We start from the raw sequence: 13,675 nt of genomic DNA, 5'->3' as shown, positions 1-13,675 counted from the left end.
ATCAACAGTCATTGCCGAAGAAAATAAAAAACGGGGCAATGAAATTGCCCCGTAATATAGCCCAGACGATTGAATACGCCTACAGCTGGTAATGTTATGTGCGCTTATTTTGACCAGTAAGCGGCTTTTGCTTTCTGCAGTTTTTCGTAGGCCTTCAGCAGCGACTGATGCGCCGGGAAGGCTTTCAGATCGCTATCAACAGCCTGCAGGCCATAGAACGGCTCTTCGCCGCTCAGGGCTGCACTGGCTGCTTCTACGGCCTCAGCTCCGTACATCCGCACGAAAGCATTCAGGTATTGCAGCGGCTCGCGATCCTCTTCCTGGGCCAGCAGCAGCAGGGTTTGCAGGCAGCGGTAATAATTGGTGCGCTCGGCAGAGAAGACCGACTGGTTGAATTCCATGGTCCACTCGGTCCAGGCCAGGGCCTGATCCAAATCGCCACCCGCCAGGGCCAGCATCGCTTTCAGCTCACCGATGCGCAGGGTATACCAGCCGTTGTCTTTACCGGTCGCCAGGCCCAGCAGTTCGCGTACGCGGGTAAAGTCATCGTGGCCTTCTTCGTCCAGCTGGGCGATCAGGTTCAGATAATCTTCTTTCTCCCACTCGCTGCCCGGCAGAGCCAGCAGCGTTTCGCGCAGGTGCGCGCCCATGCTGTTATTGGCCAGCCACAGATCTTCAGCCGGGTAGATGTCGGACATGCCCGGAACGATAATGCGGCACGCGTAGACGCCAAGATGTTCGTAGTCGGCAATGTAGACTTCCCGATCTTCCGCGTTGAAGATGGCCATCAGCGTGGCGAACTCTTCTTCCGTGGTCCCGGCAAAGCTCCAGTCCACGAACGGATAGTCGGCGTCCTGCTTGAACATATCCCAGGAAATTAAACCGCTGGAGTCGATGAAATGGGTTTCAAGGTTGGTATGCTCGGCCACTTCTTCATCGTCAAACGTTGGCGGGGTGAAGACGTCGAGATCTTTCAGGCTACGGCCCTGCAGCAGCTCGGTAACGGTACGCTCCAGCGCCACGCCGAAGTCAGGGTGCGCGCCGAATGAGGCGAAGCAGGTACCGTTGGTCGGGTTAAACAGCACGACGCAGATAACCGGATACTTACCGCCCAGCGAGCCGTCATAGGCAAAGATTGGGAAACCTTCGGCTTCCAGCTTGGCGATGGACTCCACTACGCCCGGGTAGCGCGCCAGCACGTCTGCCGGAATTTCAGGCAGGCTGATGGATTCGGCAATAATGCGGTTTTTGATGTGACGCTCGAAGACTTCAGACAGACCCTGCACGCGCGCTTCATTGCGGGTGTTACCGGCGGACATGCCGTTGGATACATACAGGTTGCCGACGATGTTCATCGGGATATAGACGGTCTGCTCGTCAGACTGACGGGTAAAGGGCAGGGCGCAAATACCGCGATCGTCGTTTCCGGACTGCAGATCGATCAGCATGCTGGCGGTCAGTTCGCTGTCTGGATCGTAGAAGGCACGCAGGCGCGCGTCGAGAATACCTTCCGGCAGCTCGTCATCTTCGGTCAGCGGGAACCATTTTTCATTTGGATAGTGAACGAACGGGCCGTTAGCGATGGTTTCGCCCAGCCAGAAGTCAGCGAAGAAATAGTTGGTGGACAGACGCTCAAAATACTCACCCAGCGCAGAGGCCAGTGCCGCTTTTTTTGTCGCGCCTTTACCGTTGGTAAAGCACAGGGCACAGTCTTTATCGCGAATATGCACGGACCAGACGTGAGGTACCGGATTGAGCCAGGAGGCTTCTTCGATGTTAAAACCCAGGTCGGTCAGTTTCTGTTGGAAGCGAGCGATGGAATCTTCCAGAGCGGCGTCTTTGCCGGGGATAAACGTTTGAGTCATGGCGTTCACTTTTATCGTACGTAAAGCGCGCAATGATACGGGTTTTGCGTGACGGGTGCTATCTTCGGCGAAAATAAAAGGCTGGGCTATGCTTAGTGGCAGTAACTGACTGTTAAGGCATAGAAAAATGAAAGCATTTGATCTCCAGCGGATGGCGTTTGATAAAGTTCCTCCTGAATTTCTGGGCGAAGTGGCGCTGCGCAGCCTGTATACCTTCGTCCTCGTCTTCCTGTTTCTTAAAATCACCGGCCGCCGAGGCGTGCGGCAGATGTCGCTCTTTGAGGTGTTGATCATCCTGACGCTGGGCTCGGCGGCGGGTGACGTCGCCTTTTATGACGACGTGCCGATGGTGCCGGTGTTTATCGTTTTTGTCTCACTGGCGCTACTTTACCGTCTTGTCATGTGGCTGATGTCGAAAAGCGAAAAGCTGGAAGATCTGCTTGAAGGGAAGCCGGTCGTTATCGTCGAGGACGGACAGCTGGCCTGGGAAAATGTACAAAGCGCCAATATGACCGAGTTTGAGTTCTTTATGGAGCTTCGCCTGAACAGCGTTGAACAGCTCGGGCAGGTGCGTCTGGCGATCATGGAAACCAACGGGCAGATCAGCGTCTATTACTATTCTGACGACGAGGTGAAGCCGGGACTGTGTATCCTGCCGGATATGCTCATTGAGCGTTTCAGAACCGTACCGGAATCAGGCGAGTATGCTTGCGTAAGATGTAGCCATGTTGTCGCGATGCAGCCGGGGGATCGTCAATTATGCCCCCGCTGTGCAAATCCGGAATGGACGAAGGTTAGCCGGGCCAAACGCATCACCTGACAGCCATTTTGTCGGTTTTGTCCTGGCGAGGCGGCAGATTGTTTTGTGTGACGCGGGGCACATTTCGCGGGTCATAAGTTTTAGACATTGCGGCGCGTGTCACTGAATGATAAAACCGATATCCACAGTTATAACTTATGGCTTTTAGCGTGGTGAGGGGAAATGGCTCAAGTCTTTAATTTCAGTTCAGGTCCGGCAATGTTACCGGCAGACGTGCTTAAACAGGCTCAACAGGAACTCTGTGACTGGAACGGTCTCGGTACGTCGGTGATGGAAATCAGCCACCGTGGTAAAGAGTTTATTCAGGTGGCGGAAGAGGCAGAAAAGGATTTTCGCGATCTGCTGAATATTCCCTCGAACTACAAAGTATTGTTCTGTCACGGCGGTGGACGCGGCCAGTTTGCAGGCGTTCCGCTGAATATTCTCGGTGATAAAACGACGGCTGACTACGTTGACGCAGGTTACTGGGCGGCAAGCGCGGTTAAAGAAGCGCATAAATACTGCACGCCGAATGTTATCGACGCCAAAGTGACCGTTGACGGTCTGCGCGCCGTGAAGCCAATGAGCGAGTGGCAGCTTTCCGATAACGCAGCGTATCTGCACTACTGCCCGAACGAAACCATTGACGGGATTGCCATCGACGAGACGCCAAACTTCGGTAGCGATGTCGTGGTTGCCGCCGACTTCTCCTCCACCATTCTGTCTGCGCCAATTGATGTCAGCCGCTACGGCGTTATCTATGCGGGCGCGCAGAAAAATATCGGCCCGGCCGGTTTGACTATCGTCGTTGTGCGTGAAGACCTGCTGGGTAAAGCACATAAATCCTGTCCTTCGATTCTCGATTACACCGTGCTGAACGATAACGATTCGATGTTCAACACCCCACCAACGTTTGCCTGGTATCTCTCCGGCCTGGTCTTCAAATGGCTGAAGCAAAACGGCGGCGTGGCGCAGATGGACAAGGTCAATCAGCAGAAAGCTGAACTGCTGTATGGCGTGATCGACAAGAGCGATTTCTACCGCAACGATGTGGCGAAAGCGAACCGTTCCCGCATGAACGTGCCGTTCCAGTTGGCGGACAGCAGCCTGGACAAAGTATTCCTGGAAGAGTCCTTCGCGGCAGGTCTGCATGCGCTCAAAGGTCACCGTGTCGTTGGCGGCATGCGTGCCTCCATCTATAACGCGATGCCGCTGGAAGGCGTTAAAGCCCTGACGGATTTCATGATCGACTTCGAACGTCGTCACGGTTAATTTGCTGTTTTTCACCCCCGCAGCGTCCCTGCGGGGTTTTTATTATGTTGAGTTGAGAGTTTAGTTTTCATGGAATCCCTGACGTTACAACCTATCGCGCGGGTAGATGGCACCATTAATCTGCCTGGTTCAAAAAGTGTCTCGAACCGCGCTTTGCTGCTGGCAGCTCTGGCAAACGGCACCACCGTCCTCACAAACCTGCTGGACAGCGATGACGTGCGCCATATGCTCAATGCGCTGAAAGCGTTGGGCGTTCATTACACTCTCTCCGACGATCGTACCCGCTGCGAAGTGACCGGCAACGGCGGCGCGCTGCGTTCGGGCGAAGAGCTTGAGCTGTTTCTGGGCAACGCGGGTACCGCGATGCGCCCGCTGGCGGCGGCCCTGTGCCTGGGGAGCAACAACATCGTGCTGACCGGCGAGCCGCGCATGAAGGAGCGTCCGATTGGTCACCTGGTGGACGCCCTGCGTCAGGGCGGCGCGCAGATTGAGTATCTGGAGCAGGAAAACTATCCGCCACTGCGTCTGCGCGGCGGTTTTACCGGCGGTCACGTCGAGGTTGACGGCAGCGTTTCCAGCCAGTTCCTGACGGCACTGCTGATGACCGCGCCGCTGGCACCGCAGGATACGGTTATCACCATTAAAGGTGAGCTGGTCTCCAAACCGTACATTGATATCACGCTGCACCTGATGAAAACCTTCGGCGTTGAGGTGGAAAATCAGTCTTATCAGCGCTTCGTGGTGCGCGGGGCGCAGCAGTACCAGTCTCCGGGCAACTACCTGGTTGAAGGGGATGCGTCATCCGCGTCTTACTTCCTGGCTGCGGGGGCGATTAAAGGCGGCACGGTAAAAGTGACCGGTATTGGCCGTAACAGCGTGCAGGGCGACATCCGTTTTGCGGACGTGCTGGAAAAAATGGGTGCCATTGTCACCTGGGGCGATGACTTCATCTCCTGTACCCACGGCGAGCTGAACGCCATCGACATGGACATGAACCATATCCCGGATGCGGCGATGACCATTGCCACGGCGGCGCTGTTTGCCAAAGGCACGACCACGCTGCGTAATATCTACAACTGGCGCGTAAAAGAGACGGACCGCCTGTTCGCAATGGCGACAGAGCTGCGAAAAGTCGGTGCCGAGGTGGAAGAGGGCGAAGACTACATTCGCGTGACCCCTCCGGCAAAACTGCAGTTTGCGGAAATCGGCACCTACAACGATCACCGCATGGCGATGTGCTTCTCGCTGGTGGCGCTGTCAGACACGCCTGTCACCATTCTTGATCCGAAATGTACCGCGAAAACCTTCCCGGACTACTTCGAACAGCTGGCACGCATTAGCACGCTGGCCTGATAACGCCTTGCCGCATCGCCCGATGCGGCATTTGCTTACGCTTCATTACGAACACCTCCGCTCATTTCTTCTACACTCTGCTTCAATCATTCCGTAATTTGCACGCAAAGGTAACAGTTGCGCACGTTGGCGCGTATAATGCGCGGCGTTCATGTAAACGGTATGCCTTATTTAAGGAGAAAAAGATGACGGCAGTTGCCCCGGTAATCACCATTGATGGGCCGAGTGGCGCAGGGAAAGGTACTCTGTGCAAAGCGATGGCGGAAGCATTGCAATGGCATCTTTTAGATTCGGGAGCAATCTATCGCGTGCTGGCGCTGGCCGCGCTGCATCACCATGTGGATGTCGCGTCTGAAGAAGCGCTGGTTCCGCTGGCTGCGCATCTGGATGTGCGTTTCGTATCGACCGATGGCAACCTGGAAGTCATCCTTGAAGGGGAAGACGTGAGCGGCGAAATCCGTACGCAGGAAGTAGCTAATGCGGCCTCTCAGGTCGCGGCGTTCCCGCGCGTTCGCGAGGCGCTGTTACGTCGTCAGCGCGCGTTCCGTGAAGCCCCGGGTCTGATCGCTGACGGACGCGATATGGGAACCGTGGTATTCCCTGATGCACCTGTGAAAATTTTCCTCGACGCCTCTTCGGAAGAACGTGCTCAACGCCGCATGCTTCAGTTGCAGGAAAAGGGGTTTAGTGTTAACTTTGATCGCCTTTTATCCGAGATAAAAGAGCGCGATGACCGCGATCGTAACCGCGCCGTCGCCCCACTTGTTCCTGCAGAAGATGCATTAGTTCTGGATTCAACCAGTTTAACTATTGAGCAAGTGATTGAAAAAGCGCTACAATATGCGCGCCAAAAACTGGCACTCGCGTAATCGCGACCGATTTAGCAGTACCCCCGCTGCAAGGGATTGACGGCGGGTATGTGAAACAACCCCATCCGGCACGGAGCCAGGTGGACGTTAATATTAACCTGAAGATTAAACATGACTGAATCTTTTGCTCAACTGTTTGAAGAATCCTTAAAAGAAATCGAAACCCGCCCGGGTTCCATCGTTCGCGGTGTTGTTGTTGCTATCGACAAAGACGTAGTACTGGTTGACGCCGGTCTGAAATCTGAGTCCGCCATTCCGGCAGAGCAGTTCAAAAACGCCCAGGGCGAGCTGGAAATCCAGGTAGGTGACGAAGTTGACGTTGCTCTGGACGCAGTAGAAGACGGCTTCGGTGAAACCCTGCTTTCTCGTGAGAAAGCTAAACGTCACGAAGCATGGATCACGCTGGAAAAAGCTTACGAAGAAGCTGAAACTGTGGTCGGTGTTATCAACGGCAAAGTTAAAGGTGGCTTCACTGTTGAGCTGAATGGTATTCGTGCGTTCCTGCCAGGTTCTCTGGTAGACGTTCGTCCAGTTCGTGACACTCTGCACCTGGAAGGCAAAGAGCTTGAATTCAAAGTAATCAAGCTGGACCAGAAGCGTAACAACGTTGTTGTTTCCCGTCGTGCCGTTATCGAATCCGAAAACAGCGCAGAACGCGATCAGCTGCTGGAAAACCTGCAGGAAGGCATGGAAGTCAAAGGTATCGTTAAGAACCTCACTGACTACGGCGCATTCGTTGACCTGGGCGGCGTTGATGGCCTGCTGCACATCACCGACATGGCGTGGAAACGCGTTAAGCACCCAAGCGAAATCGTGAACGTGGGCGACGAAATCACTGTTAAAGTGCTGAAGTTCGACCGCGAGCGTACTCGTGTATCCCTCGGCCTGAAACAGCTGGGCGAAGATCCATGGGTAGCTATCGCTAAGCGTTACCCAGAAGGTACTAAACTGACTGGTCGCGTAACCAACCTGACTGACTACGGCTGCTTCGTTGAAATCGAAGAAGGCGTTGAAGGCCTGGTGCACGTTTCCGAAATGGACTGGACCAACAAAAACATCCACCCATCCAAAGTTGTTAACGTTGGTGATGTAGTGGAAGTGATGGTTCTGGATATCGACGAAGAACGTCGTCGTATCTCCCTGGGCCTGAAACAGTGCAAAAACAACCCATGGCAGCAGTTCGCGGAAACCCACAACAAGGGCGACCGTGTTGAAGGTAAAATCAAGTCTATCACTGACTTCGGTATCTTCATCGGCCTGGACGGCGGCATCGATGGCCTGGTTCACCTGTCTGACATCTCCTGGAACGTTGCAGGCGAAGAAGCAGTTCGTGAATACAAAAAAGGCGACGAAATCGCTGCAGTTGTTCTGCAGGTTGACGCAGAGCGTGAGCGTATCTCCCTGGGCGTTAAACAGCTCGCAGAAGATCCGTTCAACAACTGGGTTGCACTGAACAAGAAAGGCGCAATCGTAAACGGTAAAGTGACTGCAGTTGACGCTAAAGGCGCAACCGTAGAACTGGCTGACGGCGTTGAAGGTTACCTGCGCGCTTCTGAAGCTTCACGTGACCGCGTTGAAGATGCCACTCTGGTTCTGAACGTAGGCGACGACGTTGAAGCTAAGTTCACCGGTGTTGACCGTAAGAACCGTGCAATCAGCCTGTCTGTTCGTGCTAAAGACGAAGCTGATGAGAAAGATGCAATCGCAACTGTTAACAAACAGGAAGATGCAAACTTCTCTAACAACGCAATGGCTGAAGCTTTCAAAGCAGCTAAAGGCGAGTAATATCAGGTTCTCAGCATCATTTGCGCTGTAACGCATTTACAGCGTGAAGGATGAGGAGCAAACTTGACAGATTGCAGGATTCGTCCTGTAATCAATAACAAAGGGCGGCTACGGCCGCCCTTGTTTAATGAGCTGTTCAGCTAATTGGTTTGAAAGGAACCGGAGGAATCATGACCAAGTCAGAATTGATTGAAAGACTTGCCAGTCAGCAACCGCATATCCCTGCCAAGGCAGTGGAAGATGCCGTAAAAGAGATGCTGGAGCATATGGCCTCCACTCTTGCCCAGGGCGAGCGCATTGAAATCCGCGGTTTCGGTAGTTTTTCTCTGCACTATCGTGCTCCACGTACCGGGCGTAACCCGAAAACTGGCGATAAAGTCGAGCTGGAAGGTAAGTACGTTCCACACTTTAAGCCGGGTAAAGAACTGCGCGATCGCGCCAATATTTACGGTAACTGAGTTTAGCCAGTCGGTTAAACTGGGTTCGAAAGAAAGCACCTGCGGGTGCTTTTTTTGTCTCTGTCGCTTTCATTCTGAAGATACCCCGCATTTTCCGTTTCGTTTTCTGCAAACCGATAAAAACAGCACAGCGCGCGCTGTAAAACGCATTCTTACCATCTGACAATTCCTTCTACCTGATTACATACTGCCCCTCTGAAACAGGGAGGTAGCAATGGGAATTCCCGCGCTTAGTATCTGCGCCATTCTGGCGATAGCCCCGTTACTCTGGTTACCTGAACTGCCATCACGTCACACCGTGTGGATAATGATTGTTGGCGGGATCGTGCTGGCCGCACGGCGAAACGTACGACTGAAGTATGCGGGTATCACGCTGTTATGTTGCGTGTGGGGTATTCTGGCTGCGAAGGAGAGCGTCTGGCCGATGCAGCATTTAACCACGGGGGCCGTGCAGGCTGAGGTAGCGATCGCCGCCACAGATGGCGCAACGCAGCATCAGGGAAACATTCTTAGCGTTGATGGCAAGCGCTGGTGGGCCTCTACCGGCATAACGCTGTATGGCAATTATCTGCCACAGAAAGCGTGTGCCGGTCAGCGCTGGACCATGACGCTCCGGCTCAGGCCTGCCCACGGCGAGCTGAACGACGGCGGTTATGATTCTCAGCGCAGCGCTTTTGCCCGCCACCAAACGCTGAGCGGGCGCTTCACCCGTGCGGAACTCGTTGATGGACGCTGCAGCCTGCGAGCGCAATATCTCATGTCACTGCAAAACCGCCTTTCTGCTTACCGATGGGGGGCGGTTATCCTCGGACTGGGAATGGGTGAACGTCTGGATATGCCCCGGGAAATACAAGACCTGATGCGCGAAACCGGGACGCTGCATCTGATGGCGATTTCGGGACTGCATATCGCGCTGGCGGCATCCCTCGCCTGGTTACTCGCACGTGGGCTACAGTTTTTATTACCCAGCCACCGTATCCACTGGCAAATGCCTCTTCTGGCCGGGTTATGCTTTGCCGCTTTCTACGCCTGGCTTACCGGTCTTCAACCGCCTGCGCTACGAACGGTCATCGCGCTTGCTGTGCTTGCAATGTTGCGGATCGCTGCCCGACAATGGTCTCCCTGGCAGGTGTGGGTCTGCTGTATCGCGGCGATCCTGATAAGCGATCCCTTAGCCATACTCTCGCAGAGTCTGCTCTTATCTGCATTTGCCGTCGCCGCGCTGATTTTCTGGTTTCAGTGGCTGCCTCTTCCTGGCTGGCGCAGGGCACGATGTATACGGCCGCTGCTGAACCTGATCTATCTGCAGGTGGGCATGCTGATGCTGCTGATGCCGTTACAGGTTCTGATTTTCCACGGCTTCAGCATTTCTTCTCTGGTCGCGAATCTCTTTGCCGTTCCCCTGGTGACGTTTGTCTCCGTGCCGCTGATCCTGCTCGGTATGCTGCTTCATCTGCTGCCGCTGGCGGCACCTGAAAGCATTGTCTGGTTCGCAGCCGATAAGTCACTTGCGGGGCTGTTCTGGCTCCTCATGCGCTTGCCTGACGGCTGGCAGAGTGTCGATCAACGCTGGGAGTACATGACGCTACTGCCCTGGCTTATCATCATTGGCTGGCGCTTTCGTGCCTGGAAAACCCTTCCAGCCGTTTGTCTTGCAGGAAGTGCCTTACTGACATTTCCTCTGTGGCGAACGGAAAAAAGCGAGAGCTGGACGCTGCATATGCTGGATGTGGGTCAGGGGCTGGCGATGGTCATTGAACGGCAGGGGAAAGCCATTCTCTATGATACCGGGCTCGCCTGGCCGGGCGGGGATAGCGCGCAGCGGTTGATTATCCCGTGGCTTCGCTGGCATCACCTGCGGCCTGAAGGCGTTATTCTCAGTCATGAGCACCTCGACCATGCGGGAGGACTCGCATCGTTGCAAAAAGCGTGGCCTGACGCGTGGGTAAGAAGCCCATTGCGCCAGGCGAGACATCGCCCCTGTTTTCGCGGGCAGAGATGGAAATGGCAGGGACTCTCCTTCACCGTCCACTGGCCCCCCGAAAATTACCCGGCTCAGGGAAATAACCATTCCTGCGTGGTCAAGGTGGACGACGGTGAGCAGAGCGTTCTGCTAACAGGGGACATTGAAGCGCAAGCGGAACAGGCTATGCTTAGCCATTACTGGCGTTATCTGACGTCTACGCTTATACAGGTGCCCCATCATGGCAGCAATACTTCGTCGTCATTGCCGCTGGTACAGCGGGTGGAAGGTCAGATCGCCCTGGATTCAGCGGCCCGCTATAACGCATGGCGATTCCCGTCGGCAAAAGTTGTTCGACGTTATCGAAAAGAGGGGTATATCTGGCACGATACCCCTCATTCTGGACAAATATCGGTGACATTCTCGCAACATCACTGGCAAATCCGGCGCTTGCGAGAGCAATTTTTACCCGTTTGGTATCATCAGTGGTTTGGCGAGCCCGTCGATAACGGGTAGAATATGCGGCTATTTCAACGAATGCTGGTTTTTTGAATGCATAACGACAAAGATCTCTCCACGTGGCAAACCTTCCGCCGACTCTGGCCGATGATTGCGCCCTTTAAAACAGGCCTGATCGTGGCGGGAGTAGCGTTAATCCTCAACGCAGCCAGCGATACTTTTATGCTATCGCTTCTCAAACCGTTACTGGACGACGGTTTTGGTAAAACGGATCGCTCAGTGTTGCTATGGATGCCTCTGGTGGTTATCGGACTGATGATCTTACGCGGCATCACCAGCTATATCTCCAGCTACTGTATTTCCTGGGTATCAGGGAAAGTGGTGATGACCATGCGCCGTCGCCTGTTCAGCCACATGATGGGCATGCCGGTCTCGTTCTTTGACAAGCAGTCTACCGGGACGCTGCTGTCCCGTATTACTTACGACTCAGAGCAGGTTGCCTCCTCGTCCTCAAGCGCGCTGATCACCGTTGTGCGTGAGGGTGCGTCAATCATCGGCCTCTTCGCGATGATGTTCTATTACAGCTGGCAGCTGTCGATCATCCTTATCGTTCTGGCGCCGATAGTTTCTATTGCTATCCGCGTCGTCTCAAAGCGCTTCCGCAATATCAGTAAGAATATGCAGAACACGATGGGGCAGGTGACGACCAGCGCGGAACAGATGCTGAAAGGGCATAAAGAAGTTCTGATTTTTGGCGGTCAGGACGTCGAAACCAAACGCTTCGATAAAGTCAGCAATAAAATGCGTCTGCAGGGGATGAAAATGGTCTCGGCCTCTTCCATCTCTGACCCGATTATTCAGCTGATTGCGTCACTGGCGCTGGCATTCGTCCTGTATGCCGCAAGCTTCCCAAGCGTGATGGAGACGCTGACGGCGGGTACTATCACCGTGGTCTTCTCCTCAATGATCGCCCTGATGCGTCCGCTGAAATCCCTGACGAACGTGAACGCCCAGTTCCAGCGCGGGATGGCCGCCTGTCAGACGCTGTTCAGTATTCTGGATTCCGAACAGGAAAAAGATGAAGGTACTCGCGAGATTGAGCGCGCCCGTGGTGACGTTGAATTCCGCAATGTCACTTTCGCCTATCCTGGACGTGAAACGCCGGCGCTGCGTAATATCAACCTGTCCATTCCGGCGGGTAAAACCGTGGCGCTGGTAGGCCGTTCCGGCTCGGGTAAATCGACCATTGCCAGCCTGATCACCCGTTTCTACGATATTAACGAAGGTGAGATCCTCCTGGACGGTCATGATCTGCGGGAGTATACCCTGCAGTCGCTGCGTAACCAGGTGGCGCTGGTTTCCCAGAACGTGCACCTGTTCAACGATACTGTGGCTAACAACATTGCGTATGCGCGCACGGATGAATACAGCCGTGAGCAGATTGAGAACGCCGCGCGTATGGCCTACGCAATGGACTTTATCAACAAGATGGATAACGGCCTGGATACGATAATCGGTGAGAACGGGGTACTGCTCTCCGGCGGTCAGCGTCAGCGTATCGCCATTGCGCGTGCGCTGCTGCGCGACAGCCCAATTCTGATTCTGGACGAAGCGACCTCCGCGCTGGATACGGAATCTGAACGCGCTATTCAGTCTGCGCTGGATGAGCTGCAAAAGAACCGTACCTCGCTGGTGATTGCGCACCGTCTGTCGACTATCGAGCAGGCTGACGAAATCGTCGTGGTTGAGGACGGTATCATTGTTGAACGCGGAAGCCATGCTGATTTGCTGGAACACCGCGGCGTTTACGCCCAGCTTCATAAGATGCAGTTTGGCGAATGATTGCACGCATCTGGTCCGGTGAATCTCCGCTGTGGCTGCTGCTTTTGCCGCTCTCCTGGCTATACGGCCTGGTGAGCGGCACAATTCGTCTGCTTTACCGTCTCGGGCTGAAGCGTGCCTGGCGCGCGCCGGTTCCGGTGGTGGTGGTTGGTAATCTTACGGCGGGCGGCAACGGTAAAACGCCGGTGGTGATCTGGCTGGTGGAGCAATTGCAAAAACGCGGTATCCGCCCGGGGGTGGTATCGCGCGGATATGGTGGTAAAGCGGCGCGTTATCCGCTGCTGCTGACGGCGGAAACCACGACTGCCGAAGCGGGTGATGAGCCGGTATTGATTTTCCAGCGCACCGGCGCGCCGGTTGCGGTCTCCCCGGTGCGCAGCGACGCCGTTCAGGCACTGCTTGCCGAACACGCGGTACAAATTATTATCACTGACGATGGCCTGCAGCATTACGCCCTGGCGCGTGATAAAGAGATTGTGGTCATCGACGGGGTTCGCCGCTTCGGTAACGGCTGGTGGCTGCCGGCCGGCCCTATGCGCGAACGCGCTTCGCGTCTTAAGTCCGTTGATGCGGTGATTGTGAACGGTGGTGAGGCAAAAGCGGGTGAAATCCCGATGTACCTGCAGCCGGGCCTGGCGATCAACCTGGTGACGGGTGAACGCCGGTCGGTTGCTGAGCTGCCTTCACCGGTGGCGATGGCGGGGATTGGACATCCGCCGCGCTTCTTCGCGACGCTGGAACAGTGCGGTGCCCGGCTGGAAAAACGCGTTCCGCTGGCCGACCACCAGGCGCTGGTGGAAGGGCAGGTCGACGCCCTGACCGTACCCGGGCAGTCGCTGATCATGACCGAAAAAGATGCGGTGAAATGCCGTGCCTTCGCGAAAGAAAACTGGTGGTATCTGCCGGTTGACGCTGAACTCAGCGGCGAGCAGCCGGAACGTTTGCTCAAGGAACTGATTGCGTTGGTGAAATAAACGCTTACGCGGTTCTGGTGGCGCTTTGACTGACAG

General features: G+C 54.9%; 10 protein-coding genes. 9 read left to right on the top strand and 1 reads right to left on the bottom strand.

All coding sequences use genetic code 11. The features are described 5' to 3' along the window. Positions 1–104: 104 nt before the first annotated feature. Positions 105–1,865, bottom strand: coding sequence for a 30S ribosomal protein S12 methylthiotransferase accessory factor YcaO (gene ycaO / locus FOY96_RS14310; protein WP_087822270.1), 1,761 nt, complete (start codon positions 1,863–1,865; stop codon positions 105–107). Positions 1,866–1,992: 127 nt separating this feature from the next. On the opposite strand from ycaO, the gene FOY96_RS14305 reads away from it, so the two are divergent. The 9 genes from FOY96_RS14305 (at position 1,993) to lpxK (ending at position 13,639) form a co-directional block, all read left to right on the top strand. Next, the gene (locus FOY96_RS14305) at positions 1,993–2,685 is read left to right on the top strand and encodes a DUF421 domain-containing protein (protein WP_023310994.1); all 693 of its coding nucleotides are present in this window, start codon (positions 1,993–1,995) and stop codon (positions 2,683–2,685) included. Positions 2,686–2,847: 162 nt separating this feature from the next. After that, complete coding sequence (serC, locus tag FOY96_RS14300; RefSeq protein WP_029739497.1) at positions 2,848–3,936, top strand: 3-phosphoserine/phosphohydroxythreonine transaminase; 1,089 nt, start codon at positions 2,848–2,850, stop codon at positions 3,934–3,936. A 69-nt stretch (positions 3,937–4,005) separates the two neighbouring features. Further along, entirely contained in the window at positions 4,006–5,289 is a 1,284-nt protein-coding gene (gene aroA / locus FOY96_RS14295; RefSeq protein WP_032658201.1) for a 3-phosphoshikimate 1-carboxyvinyltransferase, read from the top strand. Between the two features lie 185 nt (positions 5,290–5,474). Further along, positions 5,475–6,158, top strand: a complete 684-nt coding sequence (cmk, locus tag FOY96_RS14290; RefSeq protein WP_013097305.1) for a (d)CMP kinase — start codon at positions 5,475–5,477, stop codon at positions 6,156–6,158. A gap of 111 nt (positions 6,159–6,269) precedes the next feature. Then, positions 6,270–7,943 (top strand): 30S ribosomal protein S1, encoded by a 1,674-nt coding sequence (rpsA, locus tag FOY96_RS14285; protein ID WP_008499966.1) that lies wholly within the window; start codon positions 6,270–6,272, stop codon positions 7,941–7,943. 170 nt (positions 7,944–8,113) lie between these two features. Continuing rightward, the gene (gene ihfB / locus FOY96_RS14280; protein WP_008499965.1) at positions 8,114–8,401 is read left to right on the top strand and encodes an integration host factor subunit beta; all 288 of its coding nucleotides are present in this window, start codon (positions 8,114–8,116) and stop codon (positions 8,399–8,401) included. 214 nt (positions 8,402–8,615) lie between these two features. Further along, positions 8,616–10,880, top strand: a complete 2,265-nt coding sequence (locus tag FOY96_RS14275; RefSeq protein WP_143347287.1) for a ComEC family protein — start codon at positions 8,616–8,618, stop codon at positions 10,878–10,880. A 36-nt stretch (positions 10,881–10,916) separates the two neighbouring features. Continuing rightward, positions 10,917–12,665 carry a lipid A ABC transporter ATP-binding protein/permease MsbA gene (gene msbA / locus FOY96_RS14270; protein WP_033145094.1) on the top strand — a complete coding sequence of 583 codons (1,749 nt, stop codon included), beginning with the start codon at positions 10,917–10,919 and terminating at the stop codon, positions 12,663–12,665. Beyond that, the gene (gene lpxK / locus FOY96_RS14265; protein WP_143347286.1) at positions 12,662–13,639 is read left to right on the top strand and encodes a tetraacyldisaccharide 4'-kinase; all 978 of its coding nucleotides are present in this window, start codon (positions 12,662–12,664) and stop codon (positions 13,637–13,639) included. Before msbA ends, lpxK begins: the two co-directional genes overlap by 4 nt. Positions 13,640–13,675 lie beyond the last annotated feature (36 nt).

This window comes from Enterobacter asburiae (genome assembly GCF_007035645.1).
Taxonomy (GTDB): Bacteria; Pseudomonadota; Gammaproteobacteria; order Enterobacterales; family Enterobacteriaceae; genus Enterobacter; species Enterobacter asburiae_B.
The sequence above is the reverse complement of the archived record's forward strand: the minus strand, read 5'-3'. Positions and strand labels throughout refer to the sequence as shown.

Excerpts from the sequence above, each read along its gene's own strand:
- ycaO (WP_087822270.1), bottom strand. The coding sequence starts at position 1,865 with ATGACTCAAACGTTTATCCCCGGCAAAGACGCCGCTCTGGAAGATTCC.
- FOY96_RS14305 (WP_023310994.1), top strand. The coding sequence starts at position 1,993 with ATGAAAGCATTTGATCTCCAGCGGATGGCGTTTGATAAAGTTCCTCCT.
- serC (WP_029739497.1), top strand. The coding sequence starts at position 2,848 with ATGGCTCAAGTCTTTAATTTCAGTTCAGGTCCGGCAATGTTACCGGCA.
- aroA (WP_032658201.1), top strand. The coding sequence starts at position 4,006 with ATGGAATCCCTGACGTTACAACCTATCGCGCGGGTAGATGGCACCATT.
- cmk (WP_013097305.1), top strand. The coding sequence starts at position 5,475 with ATGACGGCAGTTGCCCCGGTAATCACCATTGATGGGCCGAGTGGCGCA.
- rpsA (WP_008499966.1), top strand. The coding sequence starts at position 6,270 with ATGACTGAATCTTTTGCTCAACTGTTTGAAGAATCCTTAAAAGAAATC.
- ihfB (WP_008499965.1), top strand. The coding sequence starts at position 8,114 with ATGACCAAGTCAGAATTGATTGAAAGACTTGCCAGTCAGCAACCGCAT.
- FOY96_RS14275 (WP_143347287.1), top strand. The coding sequence starts at position 8,616 with ATGGGAATTCCCGCGCTTAGTATCTGCGCCATTCTGGCGATAGCCCCG.
- msbA (WP_033145094.1), top strand. The coding sequence starts at position 10,917 with ATGCATAACGACAAAGATCTCTCCACGTGGCAAACCTTCCGCCGACTC.
- lpxK (WP_143347286.1), top strand. The coding sequence starts at position 12,662 with ATGATTGCACGCATCTGGTCCGGTGAATCTCCGCTGTGGCTGCTGCTT.